We start from the raw sequence: 19,207 nt of genomic DNA on the forward strand, positions 1-19,207 counted from the left end.
TATAACTAAAGACATATATACATTATGACTGCTTCATCTCGCGGATGGGAAGCTCGATTGCCGCCGGGCTCCGGCGCTGAGGCAGCGACAGGCGGGGCAGCCGGTAGACCCGCTCGGCGCGGAAGCGGCCGCGCATCGCCTGATCGCCCAGATCCTCCACGATCGCCTGGGCTCCGGCCGCCCGCACCGTGGTCTCGGACAGCAGGACCACCACATCGCTGCCGCCGCCGGCATGGTGGCCTAGGTCCACCAGCCGGGCCGCCACGTTCACCGCATCGCCGACGATCGTGTAGTTCAGCCGCTCGGCGGTGCCGATGTCGCCGACCAGCACCGTGCCGGTATGGAGCCCGATGCGCAGGCCCAGGCCATGGTCGCGCAGGAGCGGGTCGTCCTGGTAGGCTTCCTGCATGGCCAGGGCGGCCCGGATCGCTCGTGCGGCGTGGTCCGCCTGCCGTTCGGGCGCGCCCCAGAAGGCCATGACCGCATCGCCCAGGAACTTGTCGACCGTCCCGCCCTCCGCGACGATGCAGGCGGTCAGGCGGCGGAAATGGTCGTTCAGCAGCCGTGCGGTCGCCTCCGCCGACAGGCGCTCCGCCAGGCGCGAGAAGCCCGACAGGTCGGTGAACATCACGGTCAGCTCGCGCTGCTCGGACGGCTGGCGGGCGGCGGGGTCGATCGCCAGGAGCTGGCGCACCAGCTGGCGCGGCACATAGGTCGCGAACGCGCTGAAGGTGCGCAGCGACAGGGCGAAGGCCCGGGCCAGTTCGTCCAGCTCGCGTACCCGCGAGGCCCGGGGCGGGCGAAGCTCGTCGAGCTCGACCCGGCCGATCGCCGCCGCGATGTCGGCGAGGTTCCGGATGCTGCTGGTGAGCCGCCGTGCCAGCAATGCGGCCATCACTGCGGCGGCCACGACGATCGACAGCCCGACCATGGCGATCATGTAGAAGCGGTCCGACCCGACCCCGACATCATTCAGGTCGACATAGGCGCCGACCCACAAGGGTTCGGGCGCAAAGCCCGGCAGATCACGCAGCAGATAGAGGAGCTGGCGGCCATCCACGTGACGCAGGGTCAGGGCACCGTCCAGCCGTTCACCGAAGAAGCTCTCGCCCGGAGCCGGGCGGACCAGCGCCCGCAACGCCGGATCACGCATCTCGGCCAGCTTCGGCATGCTCCCCATGCTGCCGTCGAAGTCCGGATAGGCCAGGACCCGGTCACTGCCATAGAGGATGAAGGCCGCCCGCACGGGCGGGGCGGACAGTTCGCGCATGAAGCGCGAGAGCCGGTCCGAGCGCAGCGTGACCACGATCATGCCGGGCTCGGCGCCGTCGTGCGGGTCCCGCAGCGGAACCCGGTAGTTCAGCACGGCGAGACCAGGACTGCGGGCAAGCGTGAAGGGCTGGCCCCAGCTGCCCTCCTCCTGGGCGCGCACCTCCCGGGCATACCGGTGCGCCTCCGCATCGCCCGACAGGTCCAGGATCTGCACACGCGCCGGGCCGCTCGGCTCGCGGCTCACCTCCAGGCCGGTCAGGTCGGGGCGCAGATAGACGATGGAGGCGACCTGCGGAGCTGCCGCCAACGAGGCAGTGAGCGTCCTGGTCAGCTGGGCAGCATCGGCCCCATCGGCCAGGTCGCGGGCCACCACGCCCGAAATGAAGTCGCCCTGGCTCTCCGCGGTCCGCAGATGGTCGTGGATCCGTGCCGCCAGCGCGTCGACGAACAGCCTGGTACCCTGGCGCAGCGGCTCGATCGCCGCCTCGCGGGCGCTCACCAGCGCGAACAGCACCATGATGACGGTCACCGCCGACACGAACGCGACCGAGCCGCCGGTCAACAGCAGGCCCAGGCCGATACGGTAGTGCTTGCGCGATTGGTTGCAGTTGCCTTTCACGCGGCCAATCTGGCCGGCCGAGCGCACCTGTGAAAGAGGCGAAGGAGTGAAAGGCCGATCAGCGGCTCAGTCGGCTCACCGGATCGCGCAGCCGGGCCGGATGCTGAACCGCGTGGGTGCGGTCGGCCGGCAGGTGATGCAGCGACATCTCGGTGCCGTCCGGCCACAGGATGGTGGCACGGTCGACCTGGCGCTCATGGGCCAGCCCGAAATGGGCGACCGGCTCGTTCTGCGAGAGATAGCCGCTGCCCGTGTCGACCATGCGAACCTGGCGTCGCCCGCCCGCCTCGATCGTCACCCGGGCACCCCGGGCCGGAGCACCGGCTGCCGTGCAGGGTGCGATCCTGATCCAGTGATGATCGTTGTCCTGGGCCAAGGCGAACCAGCCGAGACGCCCCTCGCCGCTCTCGCCATAGCTGGTCAGCAGTTCCAGCCGGCCATCGCCGTCCAGGTCGGCGGCGATGCAGCCCAGGCCCGGCGCCGCCGGCTCCAGCGCGTCGCCCGGATCCAGCGAGCGCCAGCGCCCCTCACGCCAACCGAACAGGCGGTTCGGCTCGCCTTGATGGTGCAGGAAGATCTCCTGGTAACCGTCATTGTCGAAGTCGGCCGCGACCACGCCGCGCACCGGCGACGGCTCGACGAACAGGGGCGGTGCGATGTCGTGCCAGCCGGCCTCGCCCCGGCGCACCATCATCCGGTGCGGCCCGCTCGTGCCCACCTGCAGGAGGTCGAGCCGGCCGTCCTGGTCGAGGTCGACCGGCAGGGCCGCCTGCGCGCCCGGCTCGGTGCACAGGCCGAGGCTGGCGCCGACCTCGACGAAGGTGCGCTCCGGCTTGGCGCGGAAGAACAGGTCCGGCCCGATCGCGGAGGCCACGAACAGGCCGGTGGTCTCGCCCTCCAGCGGTGCGATGGCGAAGCCGTTGGCACCCACGATCTCGTCCAGATGCACGGCCGGGGCAGAATCGATCAGGCGGCCCTGGCTGGCATCGATCTCGAACAGCCGGATCGGCCCGCCATAGGCCGCCACCAGGAAGCCGTACTTGCCCCCGCCCTTGCGGTCGAAGGCCACCACGCTGCGGGCTGCCAGGCGGTTGAGCAGCGGCTCGACGTAAGGGTCGTCGAATCGGTCCAGCCAGCTCCGGCCAAGCCGGGTGAGCAGCCGGTCCTGGGTCTGCTTGGGGCCGGCCAGCACCTCGCAGTTCTGCAGGTAGAGCTCCTCGCGGCCGTCGCGGTCGATGTCGGCGCCGGCGACCGCGAGGGTGGCGGCACCGGTATCGGCCAGGATCGGGTCGGCCTCGTCGACCAGCCGGCCGTCCCGGAAGCGGTAGAGACGGTTCGGCCCGTTCATGCCGGCCAGCAGCAGCGCTGGCCCGCATTTCGGGTCGATATGGACGACTGCCAGGCCGCCATGAGCTTCCGGCCGGCAAGGACTGACGAAGCTGCGGCAATCGCGAAACATGTGCCCACACCCTGCCTGACCGGTTTCTTTACTGATAGTTGAATATGTCAGGGAGTGGAAGCGCGTTGTTCGCATGGCCGCGGTGAGCGTCTTGCAGTCTACCGAGGACACTAACTTAGGTTAATCGAGGAAATTAGCGCTCGGTCACTGGCGGCTGGAGAATATTCTCACCAACTTGAAGCTAGTTCACAACTTCCCAGGACTATACAGTCGCATACCGGCTGCAGCCTGCCATTCATCGGCCTTGTCCCCGGTTGCGACAGATGCCGAGCAGGAAGACTGGCCGCGTGCCGGCGGACGTCCGGTCGCGCGTTGTGGGAACGGACAGCGCTGGCTGGGCGGTCAGGCGGGCGCCCCGCCCTCTGCCTTGCGGCGGGCCACGAACTCCCGGAGTTCCTCGGCGATGCCGGGATCCAGGGGCGGCGGCTCGAAGCCGGCCAGGACCTCGGCCACCAGCTTCTCGCAGCGGTCATAGGCGGTAGGCTCGCCCGCCTCGGCCCACTGCCGGCTGTTGCGCCAGTCCGAGACGAGCGGCGGGTAGAAAGCGGTCTCGTAGCGGGCGAGCGTGTGGGCACTGCCGAAGAAATGGCCACCGGGCCCGACCTCGCGGATCGCATCCAGCCCGATCGTGTCCTCGTCCACCCGGATCGGCTGCACCGTCTCGGCCAGCATCTGGATCAGCTCGGCATCGAGGATCATCTTCTCGAAGCTCGCGACCAGCCCGCCCTCCATCCAGCCCGCCGCATGCAGGACGATGTTGGCATGGCTCATCACCGCCGCCTGGAGCGACATCATCGATTCATAGGCGGCCTGGGCATCCAGTGTATTGGCGGCGTTCGCATTGGAGGAACGGTAGGGCAGCCGGTAGCGGCGTGCGAGCTGGCCGCCGGCCAGCGTCGCCTGCACATATTCGGGCGTGCCGAAGGCCGGCGCCCCCGACTTCATGTCGACATTGCTGGTGAACCCGCCATAGGCGCAGGGTGCGCCCGGCCTGACCATCTGCGCGAACGCGATGCCAGCCAGGGCCTCGGCGTTCTGCAGCGTCAGGGCACCCGCTACCGTGGCGGGCGCCATGGCCCCGGCCAGGGTGAACGGGGTCAGCACCATCAGCTGGCCGGCCCTGGCCATCGCCATGATCCCCTCCAGCATCGGCCCGTCCAGGCGGAGCGGCGAGTTGGAGTTGACGATGGTGAACAAGGACGGCTCGCGCAGCAATTGCTCCCGGCTGATCCCACGGGCGATCCGGGCGATCTCGATCCCGTCGGTGATCCGGGCGTGGCCCAGCGAGTAGGCGTGGAAGGCCTTGTCGGTGAGGGTGACGAAGGCGGCCAGGCAGTCCAGGTGGCGGGTGGCAGGCGGCAGGTCGATCGGCTCGACCGGATAGCCGCCGATCAGGTGGATGCAGTTCAGCGCCTGGCCCAGGCGGACGAAGTTCAAGAAGTCGGCATGACAGCCGGGCCGCCGGCCGCCCTGGCGGTCATGGGCATTGGGCGCGGAACCGACGGTCGCGAAGTTGACCGTGTTCCCGCCGATCCGGAGGTTGTGGGCCGGGTTGCGCGCGTGCAGCGTGACCTCGGACGGCGCTTCCGCGATCCGTTCCAGCACGAGGCCGCGGTCGAGGCGCACCAGGGGCGAACCCGGCACCGGCTCGGCACCCGCCGCCTTCAGGATCGCACGCGCCTCCTCGTGCAGGAACTCGATGCCGATCTCCTCCAGCACGCGCAGCGAGGCGTGGTGGATCTGCTCGATCTGGTCGGCCGAGAGCGGCTCGACCGGCGCCAGGTGATTGTCCACCCGGCGCCAGGGCCGCTGTGCCGGGCCTCCGGCCGCATTCCGCCGTGCCCGCCGGTCCCGTCCCGCCTCGCGCATCCCGTCCCCGCACCGTCCACTGCCGCCGGACGGCACGCTAGATCAGGCGAGCGCCCGGCGCATGCCGTACATCGCCAACGCGATCGCTATGAGCGACAGGAGCAACGACGTCGCCACATACAAGATCGCCAGCTCGTGCCGGTCGCGCTCCCACAAGGTCAGCACATCCAGCGAGAAGGCGCTGAACGTGGTGAAGCCGCCGAGCACGCCGGTGGTCAGGAACAGGCGCGCCTCCTGGGGCAACTGCCAGCGCAGCGCAGCACCGATGACGATCACGCCCATGAGCGCGCTGCCCAGCACGTTGACGAACAGGGTGCCGAACGGGAACCCCATGCCCAGCAGGCGGGCGGCACCGAGATTGACCAGATGACGGGCAGCCGCCCCGAGCCCGCCGCCCAGGAACACCAGCAAGAGGCTGCGACCGCTCACCGCCTGGTCCCTTCCGGCAGCGCGTCCGCCGCCCTCTCCTCCTCCTCCGGCCCGTCGAAGCCCTTGGCTCGGCTCACATAGATCAGAACCATGAACAGGACGGTCATCAGCAGCGCCAGGCTGCCACCCAGCGCCAGCGCGATCTGCCCGTGCATCCCGATGACCACGCCGTCCAATTGCTGCCAGAGCTGCCACGAGCCCCAGGCGGCAATACCCAGCAGCGCCAGGAGGGCGGCGATCACGATCCATCCCGGCATGCTCAGCGGCCCAGCATCGGCAGGTCCAGGCCCTGCTCGTTGGCGCAGTCGATCGCGATCTCGTAGCCGGCATCGGCATGGCGCATCACGCCGGTGGCCGGGTCATTGGTCAGCACCCGCTCCAGGCGCCGGGCGGCCTCGGGCGTTCCGTCGGCCACCACCACCATGCCGGCATGCTGGGAGAAGCCGATCCCGACCCCGCCGCCATGATGCAGGCTGACCCAGGTGGCGCCCGACGCGGTGTTGAGCAGGGCGTTGAGCAGCGGCCAGTCCGCCACCGCGTCCGAGCCGTCCTGCATGGCCTCGGTCTCGCGGTTGGGCGAGGCGACCGAGCCGGAATCCAGGTGGTCGCGGCCGATCACGATAGGCGCCTTCACCTCGCCTCTTGCCACCATCTCGTTCAGCGCCAGGCCGATCCGGGCGCGCTGGCCCAGGCCCAGCCAGCAGATCCGGGCCGGCAGGCCCTGGAACGCGATCCGCTCTCTAGCCATGTCCAGCCAGTGGTGGAGGTGGCGGTCGTCCGGGATCAGTTCCTTGACCCGCTGGTCGGTGCGGAAGATGTCCTCCGGATCGCCGGACAGCGCCGCCCAGCGAAACGGCCCGATGCCGCGGCAGAACAGGGGCCGGATATAGGCCGGCACGAAGCCCGGGAAGTCGAAGGCGTTGTCCACCCCCGCCTCCATGGCGAACTGGCGGATGTTGTTGCCGTAGTCGAGGGTCGGCACGCCCGCGGCATGGAAGGCCAGCATCGCCCGGACATGGCGGGCCATCGTCTCCAGCGCCGCCTCGCGCACCGCCTCGGGATTGCTTTCCTGCCGCTCCTCCCACTCCTCTACGGTCCACCCGGCCGGCAGGTAGCCATGGATCGGGTCGTGGGCGGAGGTCTGGTCGGTCACGATGTCCGGCAGGATGCCGCGATGGGCCAGCTGCTCGAAGACGGTGGCAGCATTGCCGAGCAGGCCGATCGAGACCGGGCTCCCATCCCGGTTGGCCTGCTCGATCCGCTCCAGCGCGTCGTCCAGGTCGAGCGCCATCAGGTCGAGATAGCGGGTCTGGATGCGCCGCTCGATCCGGGATGCCCGGCATTCCACCGCCAGCATCGAGGCCCCGGCCATGGTCGCGGCGAGCGGCTGGGCACCGCCCATCCCGCCCAGCCCCCCGGTCAGGATCCAGCGGCCCTTCAGGTCGCCGCCATAGTGGCGCCGGCCGCACTCGACGAAGGTCTCGTACGTGCCCTGCACGATCCCCTGGGTGCCGATATAGATCCAGGAGCCGGCGGTCATCTGGCCGTACATCATCAGGCCCAGCCGATCGAGCTCGTGGAAATGCTCCCAGGTGGCATAGCGGCCGACCAGGTTGGAGTTCGCGATCAGGACGCGCGGCGCATCGGCATGGGTCCGGAACACGCCCACGGGCTTGCCCGACTGCACCAGCAGGGTCTGGTCCGCTTCCAGCCGCTTCAGCGTGGCGACGATCGCATCGAAGCACGCCCAGTCGCGCGCCGCCCGGCCGATCCCGCCATAGACCACCAGCTCCTCGGGCTTCTCGGCGACCTCGGCGTCCAGGTTGTTCATGAGCATGCGCATCGCTGCCTCGGCCTGCCAGTTGCGGCAGGTCAGCTCCGGCCCGCGGGGCGCGCGGATGCGGCGCGAATTGTCCCGGCGGCTCTCGGACATGGCAGTTGCTCCTTGGTCGGACGGCCCACCGGAAGCTAGGACGAAGCTCAGGCCAGGGCCAGGGGAGTGCCAGCGATGACCGTGACGGTGACCAATGTGCTCGAAGCGGTCCTCCCGGCGCGAGGGCGGGTCCTGGATGTCGGCTGCGCCGATGGCGGGCTGGTGCGCTGGCTCGGCCGGCACGGCTTCGACGCCCAGGGCGTCGATCCGCAGGCCGACGGCCCGGAACTGCTGCCGGGCGTGGCGGAAGCCCTGCCGGTGGCGAGCGGATCGGTCGATGCCGTGCTGTTCGTCAACAGCCTGCACCACGTCCCGGTGCGAGGCATGGACCAGGCACTGGGCGAAGCCGCCCGGGTGCTGCGGCCGGGCGGCCGTCTGGTGGTGGTGGAGCCGCTGCCGGAAGGCGAATGGTTCGAGATCCTGCGCCCGGTGGAGGACGAGACCGGGATCCGCAACGCAGCGGCGGCAGCGCTGGAACGGGCCGAAGTCGTCGGGTTCGTTTCGAAAGACCGGCGCTTCTTCGAGATCGAGCGGCGGGCGAAGGATGTGGCTTCCATCCTCGAAGGCTTCGTCGCCGTCGATCCGGAAAGGGCGGCGGCGGTGGTGCTGGTCAGGGAAGCGGTCGAGGTAGCCTTCGCCCGGCATGGCCAGGCGGTCGAGGACGGGCGGGCGTTCCGCCAGCCGATGCGGGCGGACGTGCTGGAGCTGCCGGCAAACGCACCGATCGTCCGCTTCGCCCGGGACGAGGCGGACGTGGCAGCAGCGCTGGAGGTTCGGTGCACCGTGTTCTGCGACGAGCAGGGTGTTGCCCTGGCCGAGGAGATCGACGGCCTGGACGACCAGTGCCGGCACCTGGTGGCGACAGTCGTCGGCCGGGTGGTCGGGACCGCACGGCTGCGGGCCTATGGCCCGGATGGGGCTGTCGGGAAGATCGAGCGGGTGGCGCTGCTGAAGGAAGCGCGCGGCCTGGGGCTGGGCCAGCGGCTGGTGCGCTTTGCGGCCCAGGTGCTGACTGCGCAGGGCCACGCCACCCTGCTCCTGAACGCGCAGACCTATGCGCAAGGCTTCTACGCGCGGCTGGGCTTTCGGGCGGAAGGCGAGCCGTTTGACGACGCGGGCATCCCGCATGTCGCGATGTGGCGGTCAGCAGGCGCCGATGCATGATGACGTAGTCGGTTAACCGAATGACGATGGCCGGAACCAGCCACTGCGCCCAGACTGGCGCTGCATACGGGCTGCCAGGAAAGAGCGTTCCCTCCATGACCCTCACGCTGTTTTCCTATCCCCAGCTGTTCGGGCTGTCGGACAACAATCCCTACGGGCTGAAGGTCGCGACCTTCATGCAGCTGTGCGGCGTCCCGTTCCGGCACGCGCACATCATCGACGCGAGCGCGGCACCACGCGGGCAGCTGCCCTATCTGGACGACGACGGCCAGGTCATCGGCGACAGTGATGCGATCATCGCGCACCTGACGGCGAAGCTCGACCTCGCGATCGACCGGGACCTGAGCCCGTCCCAGCGCTGCACCGACCTGCTGGTCCGGCGCATGCTGGACGACCTCTACTGGGTGATGTCGTATTCTCGCTGGCGGGACGACCGCTACTGGCCGCTCTTCCAGGATGCGCTGCTGACGACCCATGCGGAGCTGACCGCCGGCCAGCTGGAGGCGGCGCGCCGCTACAACTTCCAGCGCTACCACTACCAGGGCATCGGCCGCTACGAACCGGCCGATGCCTATGCCAGGGGCGTGCGGGACCTGGAGGTGCTGGCGGCACTGCTGGGTGACGGGCCGTACCTGTTCGGCGACCGCGTGCACGGCATCGATGCGGCGATCTACGGCTTCGTCGCCAACACCTATTGCTACGAGATCGACACGCCGCTGAAAGAGGCGGTCCTGGCCTCCCCGCAACTGGTGGCGCACTGCCAGCGGGTGGGCGAGCTGGCACAGGCGCGGGCGGCACCGCCTTTGGGGTAAGTGCGGGGCTGGCCAGCCAGGATTCCTGCCCCGCCATTGGCGTCCAGGAACGGCTCGGGTGCCTCGGCCGTGCCGGCCATCCAGTGGCCGGTCTGGGGACTCGGCCAGCGGCTGGTACGCTTCTTCGCATCCCGCAAGTCGCCATGTGGCGCCGGTGAGGTGATCCTGCCGGCCGTCCCTCATCGTGCTCCGGGAAACCACTCGACATGGCTGTCGCCGGTGCGGCCGTAATAGACGACCCGCCGGCCAGCGATCGACACGTGGTAGCCGACACAGCCGGCGGCCATGACCTGCCGGCAGAAGGTCTGGTACCCGATCGTTGCGGCTTGGACCGCGCGGACCGCCGCCGCCACGCCCGATGCCGAGAATTCGGCGGCCGGCGCGGTGTCGATTCGGACGCTCGGCACGACCTCGAAGCTGCCGTCCGGCATGTAGTAGGCCTTCTCGGCGCGCACGAGATCGGCATGGTACCGTTCGACGCCGGCAACGATCAGCCTGGCGACGATCTCGGCAAAGCCGGTGCGCTCCTCGTCGGAATCCGTGGTGCAGACGCGCACCACCTCCTTCGCACGGGTGTCCATGTCCTTTGTCCCTCAGCGGGAACGAGAGACGGGGCGGCCTGCGAGCGGCCGGCTCATTCGACCGGCACGGACCGCAGCCCATGCCTTCGGACGATGTCCTGCAAGGCCTCCTGGATCGCTGCCCGCTGGCTCGCGTCCAGGTGGCCGAAGAACTCGGCATCATTCTGGTCCGCCAGAGCGGACAGCTCAGGCACCAGTGCCTGGCCCGTGTCCGTCAGGGCCAGCACCTGATAGCGCCGGTCGTCGCCATGGATCGTCCGGGTCACCAGCTGCTTGGCGACCAGCCGGTCGGCCAGCTTGGAGATGGCGCCCCGGGTCATGCCGAGCCGCTCGGCCAGCATGCTCGGTACGACGGCGTCCTGCCCGTACAGCTCGCGCAGGACCACCCACTCCGCCACCGTGACATCCCGCGCCGCCACCTTGAGGGCAAAGGCATGGGATACCTGGTTCGACACGAAGCGCAGCCAGTAGCCGAGATGAGCCTCCAGCGGGCTGACCGGTGCCTGTCCGGACATGGCAGCTCCCTTTGGTTGATCGCGAGATTACCTTGATTAGTTTCCTTGTCAACTAATAAAACGAAGGACCGAGTGGTCCTCAGCCCGGAACGCGGCGGACGAGGACGACGTGGCGCCCGTGCCCGTCCTTTGGCGCCGGAGGATCGAGTTGCACGCGATAGCGGCTGTGCAGATGGGCCGCTACCGCCTGGGCTGCCTTGGGCGTGAGAGCGGGCTTGGTCAGCCAGATGCCATGGTCGCGGTCAGCGCCGAAGCGGTCGCGCAGGAAGGGCTCCGGCTCGACGCAGGTGGCGACGGTCCATTCGGAGGGCTTGCCACCGAACTCCTTGATGTAGCTCAGGCAGTCGAACTGGATCTGGGTGACGCTGTAGGCACGCTGCATCAAAGGTCAGGCGACGAAGTTGAAGCGGGGGTGGCTGCGGTAGGCGCTGTCGTAGCTGGCCCTGTCGGGTGCCGGCGGCTCGGTGAGGAGGCGGTCGATCAGCCAGCGGAAGTCGTGGCGTCCGGGGGTGCCGATGCGATCGGCCATGACACGACCGATGATCCGACGCTCGATCCGGGCAGACCAGAAGGAGACGGCATCGCCATCCTGGGGATGGCCTGCGAACAGGGTGATCCGGCACAAGGTGCGCGCCGGGGCTACCGGCTGGAGCACGACGACACAGGTCCCCTCCTCGCCCCGCAGGAGGACGAGGTTGGGGACATGCCAGGCCGTGTCGTCGGCCAGGAGGCAGGCGCCGGCCGCACTCGTCGTCCCGCCGTCGGTGAGTGCGGCGGCGGCCTGCTTCCAGTCGACGTCCACCATCGTCCAGCGGCTGGGCGAGGCATGGCGAGGCAGGTCCGGGACAGTTGGGAGCGTGTCGCCGGGAGCGCTGCCATCGACGGAGACAAACAGGAGACCGGCCTTCTCGCGCACGTCGATGACGGCCAGCCGTTCCGGGCGCATGCCCAGATACTGGTACATCCCAGGCACCGGCTCACCGCCGGGGGCGGCCTTGATGGCCGGGCGGTCCAGGCTGTAGCCGCAGGAGGTGAAGCCGCAGCGGGTCTTCCTGCCGGTCTGGCACTGGATGGGAATGAAGTGGCACCCGCCGTGCTGGGCCTTGTTGATGCGAGCGACGAGGCTGCTGTCCGCCTGGCGCTGCACATGGATGCCGTGGACGCCCACCGTGTAGGGCAGGAGATCGCCCGGGTCGGGGATCTCCGCCGCCGCACCGATGCAGACCCAGCTCCGGGGCCAGAGGCGCTCGTCCTCCAGCCTGCCGAACGCGGCCGACCCGAAGGCTTCCGCCGGGAGACGGCCATCCGGATAGGCGGCCGGATCGGTGAAGTCCGTCACGGGATCGCCGCGTTCGGGTCGTAGTCGGCGCGGCCGCGCGGCTTGATCGATTCCGGCGGGGGCGGCGGCAGCGGGCCGTCCTGCATGAACCGGTCGAGCACGTTCTTGGTCAGCTTCGAGATGTTGTTGTCGCCATTGTTCCAGGGCAGCGCCCCGCAATAGGCGATCGAGCTGAAGGCGAAGCAGGCCCCGCCGTTCGGGGTCTCGTGATAGGCCAGGTCCGAACGGACGCGCGGATGCTGCGTTCCGTCGATGCCGGGCTGGCTGGTGCCGTAATACTCGCCGACCAGCAGATAGGCCTCGGTATGCCGGCCGGCCGAGGTGGCCACGGTCAGCGTGTGCGGTGGCGAGCCCAGCATGGTGTCGACGATGTCGACCTCGAGGCCAGCGGCACCGCCGCCACACAGGCCGAAATTGCCCAGCTTCTCGTCAGGTCCGATCCCCTCGAACGCCCAGGCGATGCGCGGGTTGGTGCTGTCCGGGGTGCGGGTATAGTAGGTGCCGACATCGAAGCCTTGTGCTGCCATGCCGGCGCCCGCCACCGCATGCAGCATCCGCCCGCGAAAGCGCCACATGCCGCCGAGTTCGCCGGTGCTCTGGTGGTAGTATTCGCCGGGATCGGCATACCAGGGCCGGATGCCGCTCTCGCAGCGGCGCAGCTCGGTGATGATGCCTCTGCCCTGCGCGTCATAGGCCGGATGGTAGGTCTGCACCCAGTACCAGCCATCACCGCCCAGATACATGAGCCGGCCACCCTGCTGGGTGTAATCGTGCAGCGCATCGATCTGCGGGCCGCTATTGTGCTCGGGATGCGAGCCGGTCAGCACCACGTTGTAGCGTTGGAGGCGGGCCAGGCCCTCGTAGGTGACGTCTTCGTCGGTGAACACCTCGTACTCGTAGCCCATCCGGTCCAGCCAGTAGATCAGGTGCAGGTCGGCATTGTACTGCCAGGGCGCCTGGGCGACGAAGGTATCGTATTTCGGCCGCATGTTCAGGATCGGCCGCAGGCGCGAGGAGAAGCTGACGCCGCTGCCGTCGGTATGCACGTCATATTGCGAGCTGCCGTACTCGCGATGCTCGGCCAGGAACATGTTCTGGTCCTGCATGATCGGCACGCGATACATGATCAGCTCGGCACCGGCACCGTTGGTCGCCATGTGCTCGTTGGCATAGGCCAGATAGCTGATGGTCGGGATCATCACCCCGATCTTCGCCGACGTCGTGCCGAGCTTCGCCACCACCCAGAACGGCAGATAGTCCTCGTCGCCCTCTGCCGTGGTCAGCTTGACCGCATAGGAGCGGCTCCTGGTGCCCTCCGGCACGGTCCAGGTGAAGTCCACCTCCCAGCGGGCATCGTCCACGTCGTCGTCGTGGAAGTGGATCGCGCCGTACTCGTCCTTCGCGTGCTTCCAGTCGAAGTTCTCGCCCCGCCAGTTATGGCCGGTCATCGCCCGGGTCGGGCAGTTCACCAGGGCCAGATCGAGACGGTAGGGGCCGCGGTCGTGGCCGGTCAGCGTGTCGATGCCCTGGCCGAAGTCCCAGGAGGCCACCAGGCACCTGGTAAGCGCGTTGGACGGGCCGGCATGGGTGCGCTCGGTCAGGCCGCGATCGGCACCAGCCTTCATCATCTCGATCTCGAGCCGGGACAGTGCCCGGCTGCATAAGCGCGGCCCGTCGATCTTGCCGTTATAGTTGCCGGCGATCCGGAAGCCGGACGGATGCTGGCGGTCGCCCGGCATGGCCTCGGCCGGGTAGCCGGCGATCACCAGCGGTACCGCGGCACGGGTCAGGCCCGGCCGGAGCTGCGCCTCGACCGGCTCCGCCACCGGGTCCAGCGCATAGACGACCTGCGGCTCGTGATGGAGCACCGCCTTGCCGGTGGCAGCATCGAAGCTGGCCGCGACGAAGTGCCAGGCACGGTCGCGCAACGGCATCGGTGCGGTCACCACCTGGTCGTCGACCCGCAGTTCCAGATGGCCATCGACATCGATGAACAGGCCATAGCCCCGGCCCCCGCTCCACTGGCCGATGATCGCCTGGGGCCCGTGCTTCCAGTAGCGCTCGTGGGTCTTGGGCGCAGTCGGCCAGATCCAGCACTGCAGGGTGAAGCTCTGGAGGTCGAGTTGCGGGCAGTCGGCCACCCAGCCATAGGAGCCGCTATGGATCACCTGCGGCCGGCCGGGATACTCGCCCTCGATGTCGCTCGGCACATGGCGCTCGATGAAGCCCGGCCCGCGCAGATTGGTGTCGCCGTTTACCAGCTCGACGATCTCGGCCTTGTAGGTCTTCGGGCCGTCGCAGTTGACATGGAAGCTGATCGGTTCGCCGGGGTGGACGCTGAACTTGTCGGCATATCCGGTCAGGCGCATCGCAGGCATGCTGGGCTCTCCGCATGGCGCGCCACGGCGCCACGTTCTTGCTCTCGACGATCGGGATGGCGGCAGGGCGGGCGGTCAGGTCCAGTTGTGGGCGCCGCGCTTCCAGCCCTCGTGGAAATGCTCGGGCATGCCGTCGGATTCGGGCAGCTCGTCCAGGCGCATCAGGAAGATGGCGTGCTGGACCTCCTGCTCGTCCTCGAACACCCGGTCGTCGACGAAACTGGGCGGCACGCCGCGGATGCCGGACAGCCGGCCGATACGCCATTCCCGGTCGGGCTTCGTGCAGATGACCACGAGCTTGCCGGCGGGCGGCTGGGCCCGCATCCGGAACAGGACCTGGCGCAGCAGCGGGTCGTCGTAAATGCCGCCGCCGATCTCGGTGGTGTCGCCCGGCTCGGCACATTCCAGGATCGCGCAGCCGGCTACGCCCTTCATCGACTGGATGCATCGCCAGTGCGTGTCGATCAGGCGCTGGCGTTCCGGTGTCCCGGGCCGGGGAATCGGGATCATCGCGCTGCCTCCCTGCGGTCGATCTCTGGTCGCCCGCAAGCTCAGCACGATTCGCCACCAACGAGAAGCGTCCGAGGTTAATCGGTTAATGCGATGTTGCCTGCCGGAACAGGACGAAGGCTGCGGCGTCTCGGGCTGCCGGCCTCCGCACGACAGGATGCCCGGCTGGCCCGGGTACCCCATGGCAAGGGGAAGGAAGCTCAGTGTCCGGCCACCCGTTGTGCCAGAGCACCTTGTCCGTGCCGCGCCCGAAGCAGCCCATGCGGCGCGGACCCACCTCGTGCAGGAGGTGGGGCGAGGATCAGAACCGGACAATGCTGGCAGAAGTCTCCGCGACAAGCGCGGCTGAAGTCGTGTGACAGTCTGGAGCGCCGGGCTCGCGGGCCAGCCGATGCTCTGTCGTCAACTCGTTATTGGTGCATCGTCGCGCCAGCGATGCGCCAGCCCGGCATCGAGGTCGAACAGGTCCAGGATCCGGCCGATCGTGTGATCGACCATGTCCTCGATGCTGCGTGGCCGGGCATAGAAGGCCGGCACCGGCGGAGCCACGATGGCCCCCATCTCGGTGACCGCCAGGAGATTGCGGCAATGGCCCAGATGCAGCGGCGTCTCGCGCGCCAGCAGCACCAGCCGGCGGCGCTCCTTGAGCACGACGTCGGCCGCGCGGGTCAGGAGGTTGTCGGTCACGCCCGAGGCGATGGCTGCCACCGTCTTCATCGAGCAGGGTGCGATCACCATGCCGAGCGTCCGGTAGCTCCCGGATGCGATGCACGCCCCCACGTCCGCCACCGGGTGGACCCGGTCGGCCAGCGCCTCGATGGCGTCGATCGAGCGTTCCAGCTCATAGGCGATGGTCAGGCGCGCCGCTTTGGTGAGGATCAGGTGGGTCTCCACATCCAGGCCACGCGCCACCTCGAGCAGGCGGACGCCATAGACGGCACCGGAGGCCCCGGTGATGCCCACGATCAGGCGGGGGCGACCGCTCACGACCGGGGACCCGCTGCCTCGGACGCGGCGCAATTGCGACACAGCCCGGCCAGCTCGACCGTGCGGCTCTCCACCCGAAAGCCGCTGGCCTGCGCGATGCCGGCCAGTGCGATGTCCAGCTCGTCCGCGGCCAGCTCCACCACCTCACCGCAGGAGCGGCACAGGAGGAAGGCGCTGCTGTGCGGCTCGTCGGGATGCGGGCAGCCGATGAAGGCATTCAGCCGGTCGATGCGGTGGACCAGCCCCTGGCCCACCAGGAAGTCGAGCGCCCGGTACACGGTGGGCGGCGCCACCCGGCCGCGCTCGGCGGACAGGGTCTCCAGGATGTCGTAGGCGCCGACCGGGCGATGGCTGGCCCAGACGATCTCCAGGACGCGGCGGCGGATCGTCGTGAGTCGGCCGCCATTGCGGCTGCAGACGCGATCGGCGGTTGCCAGCGCATCGGCGATGCAGTGCTGGTGGTCGTGCTCGTGGGAGTGCGGGAGGCTGGCCATGTCCGGTCGAACATAGTGTCGCCGTCCCGTTATGTCAGGCATGCATCAGGAACGCAGCAGTCCCTCGGCCTCCAGATAGGTCAGGATCACGCGGGCAGCCTCGTCCGGCGCCGGCTGGACAAGGAGCTGGCCCTTGCCTGCGGTGAACGAGGTGGCTGCTGCCATGCGCGCGGCGGCACCGCCCCGGATCCGGCGCACCGGCCGGGCCAGCGGGCGGGCCGGCTCGCTGCGCCAGGCGGGCGGCACTGCCGGCTCCAGGGCGGTCGCGGGTACGGTGTCGATCCGCGCGCGCAGGGCGCGGGCATAGGCCCAGCCGGGCGGCGGGGCCGCTCTCCCCGCGGCCACCAGCACGGCAGGTGCCGGTGCCGCCAGCCGCCGTCGCCGCCCGCCGGGCAGCGCCTGCACCAGGGTGACGCGCTCGGCCAGTTCCTCCACCCCCGCCACCTCCGGGATGCAGGCGGCTCCCATGGCCTCTGCGAGTGCATAGGGCAGGAGTCCGGTACCGGCACCCAGCTCCGCCCTGGCGCCTGTCAGCACCAGGGCCGGGTGCCGCTCGGCTAGCCAGGAGAGGATCGCCGAAAGGGGGTCGGCGTCGCTGGGCAGGTCCAGGCGGACCAGATCGAACCCGGCAAAGCCGGCATAGACGCGCAGCACGTCGTCGGCAGGACCGGCATGCAGGCCGATCAAGCGGTGGCCGGATGAGCAAAGCGCCAGGCCCAGCGCCAGGGCGGCGGCATCCCCTGCTGCCGGGCGCAGGCGCCCGGTCTCGGGATGGCAGCCGGCGGACAGCAGGGCCACGATCTCAGCCATGACGCCGCCGCTCCAGCAGGGCTTCGAGGGCCGGCATCACCGCCTGAGCATCGGCCACGATCGCGAGGTCGGCCCGCTCGATCATCTTGGCATGGAGGTCGGTGTTGACCGCGACCACCCGCTGACAGCGCTCGATCCCCTGCAGATGCTGCGGGGCGCCGCTGATGCCGAAGGCGAGATAGGCCTTGGGTGCCACCAGCGTACCGGACGCGCCGACCTGCCGGTCGCGCGGCAGCAGCCCACGGTCGCAGACCTGGCGGGAGCCGCCGACCGTGGCGTTCAGCCGGCCCGCCAGCGCATGGAACCCCGGCCAGTCGGTCACTCCGTCGCCGGCACTGACGATCAGGTCGGCCTCGGCAAGCGGCGCCCCGGTGAGGTCGACGGGGATCTCGCCCAGATCCTCGACGAGCCCTGCATCAGGCTCGACTGTCAGGGGCACGGACCGCGCCTCGCGCAGGACGGGCTCCGGGCGGTCGGCGAGCAGCACCTCGTGCAGGGTCATGATCGGCGGCGGCGGGCCGACCAGGTCGAGCCCGGCGCCGCGCGCACGGATCTCATCGGGCTCCAGCCGATGCACCGCGAATGCGGCGGCAAGCCCGGTGGCGGCCACCAGACGCCGGGCCAGATCGGCGCCCTGCAGCGGCGTCTCGGCGAACAGGACATGGGCGGGGGCCTGGTCGGCCAGCACGACGCGCAACGCGGCCAGTGCCGCGGCGGGGTCCCACCGGTCCGGCAGGTCCAGGGCGACATGGCGGTCCACGCCCAGCCGGCTGAGGTCGGGCCGGCCATGCAGGGTGAGCGCCAGGACGGCACCCTCCAGCCGGTCGGCGAGATCGCGGGCAGCGGCCAGGAGGCCGAGATCGCTGCCTTCCAGCCGCCCGCCCGGCAGGTCGAGCACCGCCAGGATCAGGCAGGCCGGCCGCGCCACGATGATCGGCTGCTCCGCCCCCGGCGCAGCCGAAGAGGGCATATGGGCCAGCAGCTCGCCGCCATGCGGGTCCAGGCGCATCCGGCCGGCCGGACCGGGCACGGCGGCCCTGCGCAGGGCGTGCGGGTCGCGGCGCGGCCGCACCGGTGCTGCCGGCACCACATCGCCCAGGATACGGCGCGCCCGGCCGGTCGGACCGACCCGGGTTGCCCTGTCCCGCTCGGCATGCGGATCGCGGCGTCGCCTTGCGCTCATGCCACCACCCGCTCGGCCGGTACGGCCAGCCGCGCCAGCACCAGTTCGGCGACCTCGGTGACCGCGGGATAATCGCCGGTGACGCCGTCCAGCATCACCGCGCAGTTCGGGCAGGCCACCACCACCGTGTCCGCCCCGGTCGCCTTCGCGTCGGCCATGCGCATGTCCGGGATCCGCCGCGGCCCGGGAATGTCGGTGAGCGGCGCCCCGCCCCCGCCGCCGCAGCAGCGCGCCGTCTTCCCATGCCGGGCCATCTCGACCCGCCCCTCGCCCAGCAGGTCGAGCAGCCGGCGCGGCGCCTCGAACTCGCCGTTCCAGCGGCCGAGATAGCAGGGATCGTGATAGGTGACCGCGCCTTGTCCGTCGCCCGGCTGGAACTGGAGGCGGTCGGCCAGGGCCAGCTCCAGCAGGACGGCCGTGTGGTGGACCACCTCGTAGTGGCCGCCCAGTGCGGGATAGTCGTTGCGCAGGCTGTTCAGCACGTGCGGGTCGGTGGTGACGATCCGCCGGAAGCGGTAGCGGGCGAGCGTCGCGATGTTGGCTTCCGCCAGGCGCTGAAACTGCGCCTCGTCGCCCAGGCGCCGGGCGAGGTCGCCGGTATCCAGCTCCTCCTCGCCCAGCACGGCCAGCTCCAGGCCGGCATGGCGGGCGACCTGAACGAAGGCGCGGATCGCACGCTGGCCGCGCGGGTCGAACGCGCCGTCGCCCAGCCAAAGCAGCAGGTCGGTGCTCCCGACTTCGCGCAGCTGCGGCAGGCCCAGGTCGACGAAAGCATCCATCCGCCGCGCCGCTGCCCGGCCATGGATGTTGTCGGCCGCCGCGAGCTCGGCCAGCGCCGCCGGAGCCTTGCCCG

The 19,207-nt window shown here is 69.8% G+C and carries 19 protein-coding genes; 2 read left to right on the forward strand and 17 right to left on the reverse strand.

What is annotated here, in order from left to right; all coding sequences use genetic code 11:
* Positions 1 to 22: 22 nt before the first annotated feature.
* The 6 genes from VNS22_RS04415 to hutU all read right to left on the reverse strand — a co-directional run bounded on the left by VNS22_RS04415 (position 23) and on the right by hutU (position 7,581).
* Positions 23 to 1,891 (reverse strand): adenylate/guanylate cyclase domain-containing protein, encoded by a 1,869-nt coding sequence (locus VNS22_RS04415; RefSeq protein ID WP_325730002.1) that lies wholly within the window; start codon positions 1,889 to 1,891, stop codon positions 23 to 25.
* 58 nt (positions 1,892 to 1,949) lie between these two features.
* Positions 1,950 to 3,350, reverse strand: a complete 1,401-nt coding sequence (locus VNS22_RS04420) for a CRTAC1 family protein (RefSeq protein ID WP_325730004.1) — start codon at positions 3,348 to 3,350, stop codon at positions 1,950 to 1,952.
* A 342-nt stretch (positions 3,351 to 3,692) separates the two neighbouring features.
* A complete protein-coding gene (locus tag VNS22_RS04425; protein ID WP_325730005.1) occupies positions 3,693 to 5,219 on the reverse strand; it encodes a trimethylamine methyltransferase family protein in 1,527 nt (508 codons plus the stop codon).
* A gap of 42 nt (positions 5,220 to 5,261) precedes the next feature.
* On the reverse strand, positions 5,262 to 5,648 hold the full coding sequence (gene crcB, locus VNS22_RS04430) for a fluoride efflux transporter CrcB (RefSeq protein WP_325730007.1): 387 nt from the start codon (positions 5,646 to 5,648) through the stop codon (positions 5,262 to 5,264).
* Positions 5,645 to 5,890, reverse strand: a complete 246-nt coding sequence (locus VNS22_RS04435; protein WP_325730008.1) for a hypothetical protein — start codon at positions 5,888 to 5,890, stop codon at positions 5,645 to 5,647. The genes crcB and VNS22_RS04435 overlap by 4 nt, the downstream gene beginning before the upstream one ends.
* A gap of 17 nt (positions 5,891 to 5,907) precedes the next feature.
* The gene (hutU, locus tag VNS22_RS04440) at positions 5,908 to 7,581 is read right to left on the reverse strand and encodes a urocanate hydratase (protein ID WP_325730010.1); all 1,674 of its coding nucleotides are present in this window, start codon (positions 7,579 to 7,581) and stop codon (positions 5,908 to 5,910) included.
* A gap of 75 nt (positions 7,582 to 7,656) precedes the next feature.
* Here hutU and VNS22_RS04445 point away from each other — a divergent pair, with 75 nt between their 5' ends.
* Both VNS22_RS04445 and VNS22_RS04450 read left to right on the forward strand, forming a co-directional pair.
* Positions 7,657 to 8,745 carry a GNAT family N-acetyltransferase gene (locus VNS22_RS04445; RefSeq protein WP_325730012.1) on the forward strand — a complete coding sequence of 363 codons (1,089 nt, stop codon included), beginning with the start codon at positions 7,657 to 7,659 and terminating at the stop codon, positions 8,743 to 8,745.
* A gap of 95 nt (positions 8,746 to 8,840) precedes the next feature.
* Entirely contained in the window at positions 8,841 to 9,557 is a 717-nt protein-coding gene (locus tag VNS22_RS04450) for a glutathione S-transferase family protein (protein WP_325730014.1), read from the forward strand.
* Positions 9,558 to 9,736: 179 nt separating this feature from the next.
* On the opposite strand, the gene VNS22_RS04455 is transcribed toward VNS22_RS04450, so the two are convergent.
* The 11 genes from VNS22_RS04455 to VNS22_RS04505 form a co-directional block, all read right to left on the reverse strand.
* Positions 9,737 to 10,138 carry a DUF1398 family protein gene (locus VNS22_RS04455; RefSeq protein ID WP_325730016.1) on the reverse strand — a complete coding sequence of 134 codons (402 nt, stop codon included), beginning with the start codon at positions 10,136 to 10,138 and terminating at the stop codon, positions 9,737 to 9,739.
* A gap of 53 nt (positions 10,139 to 10,191) precedes the next feature.
* A complete protein-coding gene (locus tag VNS22_RS04460; RefSeq protein WP_325730018.1) occupies positions 10,192 to 10,653 on the reverse strand; it encodes a MarR family winged helix-turn-helix transcriptional regulator in 462 nt (153 codons plus the stop codon).
* A gap of 79 nt (positions 10,654 to 10,732) precedes the next feature.
* Positions 10,733 to 11,035 (reverse strand): hypothetical protein, encoded by a 303-nt coding sequence (locus VNS22_RS04465; RefSeq protein WP_325730020.1) that lies wholly within the window; start codon positions 11,033 to 11,035, stop codon positions 10,733 to 10,735.
* A gap of 6 nt (positions 11,036 to 11,041) precedes the next feature.
* Positions 11,042 to 11,992: a hypothetical protein gene (locus VNS22_RS04470; protein ID WP_325730022.1), complete on the reverse strand. Its 951-nt coding sequence runs from the start codon at positions 11,990 to 11,992 to the stop codon at positions 11,042 to 11,044.
* Complete coding sequence (locus VNS22_RS04475; protein ID WP_325730024.1) at positions 11,989 to 14,370, reverse strand: N,N-dimethylformamidase beta subunit family domain-containing protein; 2,382 nt, start codon at positions 14,368 to 14,370, stop codon at positions 11,989 to 11,991. Before VNS22_RS04475 ends, VNS22_RS04470 begins: the two co-directional genes overlap by 4 nt.
* Positions 14,371 to 14,445: 75 nt before the next feature.
* Complete coding sequence (locus tag VNS22_RS04480; protein WP_325730026.1) at positions 14,446 to 14,880, reverse strand: hypothetical protein; 435 nt, start codon at positions 14,878 to 14,880, stop codon at positions 14,446 to 14,448.
* Positions 14,881 to 15,282: 402 nt separating this feature from the next.
* A complete protein-coding gene (locus VNS22_RS04485) occupies positions 15,283 to 15,867 on the reverse strand; it encodes a UbiX family flavin prenyltransferase (protein WP_325730028.1) in 585 nt (194 codons plus the stop codon).
* A complete protein-coding gene (locus VNS22_RS04490; RefSeq protein WP_325730030.1) occupies positions 15,864 to 16,361 on the reverse strand; it encodes a Fur family transcriptional regulator in 498 nt (165 codons plus the stop codon). Before VNS22_RS04490 ends, VNS22_RS04485 begins: the two co-directional genes overlap by 4 nt.
* A 45-nt stretch (positions 16,362 to 16,406) precedes the next feature.
* Positions 16,407 to 17,171, reverse strand: a complete 765-nt coding sequence (locus tag VNS22_RS04495) for a hypothetical protein (RefSeq protein ID WP_325730032.1) — start codon at positions 17,169 to 17,171, stop codon at positions 16,407 to 16,409.
* Positions 17,164 to 18,354, reverse strand: a complete 1,191-nt coding sequence (locus VNS22_RS04500; RefSeq protein WP_325730034.1) for an electron transfer flavoprotein subunit alpha/FixB family protein — start codon at positions 18,352 to 18,354, stop codon at positions 17,164 to 17,166. Before VNS22_RS04500 ends, VNS22_RS04495 begins: the two co-directional genes overlap by 8 nt.
* On the reverse strand, positions 18,351 to 19,207 hold an 857-nt coding region (locus tag VNS22_RS04505; protein ID WP_325730036.1), incomplete at its 5' end, for a (Fe-S)-binding protein. The genes VNS22_RS04505 and VNS22_RS04500, both read right to left, overlap by 4 nt.

The sequence above is a fragment of the Geminicoccus sp. genome, assembly GCF_035556675.1.
Taxonomy (GTDB): domain Bacteria; phylum Pseudomonadota; class Alphaproteobacteria; order Geminicoccales; family Geminicoccaceae; genus Geminicoccus.

Bases quoted from the DNA above. Each gene is read 5' to 3' on its own strand.
- VNS22_RS04420 (WP_325730004.1), bottom strand. From the start codon at position 3,350: ATGTTTCGCGATTGCCGCAGCTTCGTCAGTCCTTGCCGGCCGGAAGCT.
- VNS22_RS04425 (WP_325730005.1), bottom strand. From the start codon at position 5,219: ATGCGCGAGGCGGGACGGGACCGGCGGGCACGGCGGAATGCGGCCGGA.
- hutU (WP_325730010.1), bottom strand. From the start codon at position 7,581: ATGTCCGAGAGCCGCCGGGACAATTCGCGCCGCATCCGCGCGCCCCGC.
- VNS22_RS04445 (WP_325730012.1), top strand. From the start codon at position 7,657: ATGACCGTGACGGTGACCAATGTGCTCGAAGCGGTCCTCCCGGCGCGA.
- VNS22_RS04450 (WP_325730014.1), top strand. From the start codon at position 8,841: ATGACCCTCACGCTGTTTTCCTATCCCCAGCTGTTCGGGCTGTCGGAC.
- VNS22_RS04455 (WP_325730016.1), bottom strand. From the start codon at position 10,138: ATGGACACCCGTGCGAAGGAGGTGGTGCGCGTCTGCACCACGGATTCC.
- VNS22_RS04460 (WP_325730018.1), bottom strand. From the start codon at position 10,653: ATGTCCGGACAGGCACCGGTCAGCCCGCTGGAGGCTCATCTCGGCTAC.
- VNS22_RS04465 (WP_325730020.1), bottom strand. From the start codon at position 11,035: ATGCAGCGTGCCTACAGCGTCACCCAGATCCAGTTCGACTGCCTGAGC.
- VNS22_RS04475 (WP_325730024.1), bottom strand. From the start codon at position 14,370: ATGCCTGCGATGCGCCTGACCGGATATGCCGACAAGTTCAGCGTCCAC.
- VNS22_RS04480 (WP_325730026.1), bottom strand. From the start codon at position 14,880: ATGATCCCGATTCCCCGGCCCGGGACACCGGAACGCCAGCGCCTGATC.
- VNS22_RS04490 (WP_325730030.1), bottom strand. From the start codon at position 16,361: ATGGCCAGCCTCCCGCACTCCCACGAGCACGACCACCAGCACTGCATC.
- VNS22_RS04495 (WP_325730032.1), bottom strand. From the start codon at position 17,171: ATGGCTGAGATCGTGGCCCTGCTGTCCGCCGGCTGCCATCCCGAGACC.
- VNS22_RS04500 (WP_325730034.1), bottom strand. From the start codon at position 18,354: ATGAGCGCAAGGCGACGCCGCGATCCGCATGCCGAGCGGGACAGGGCA.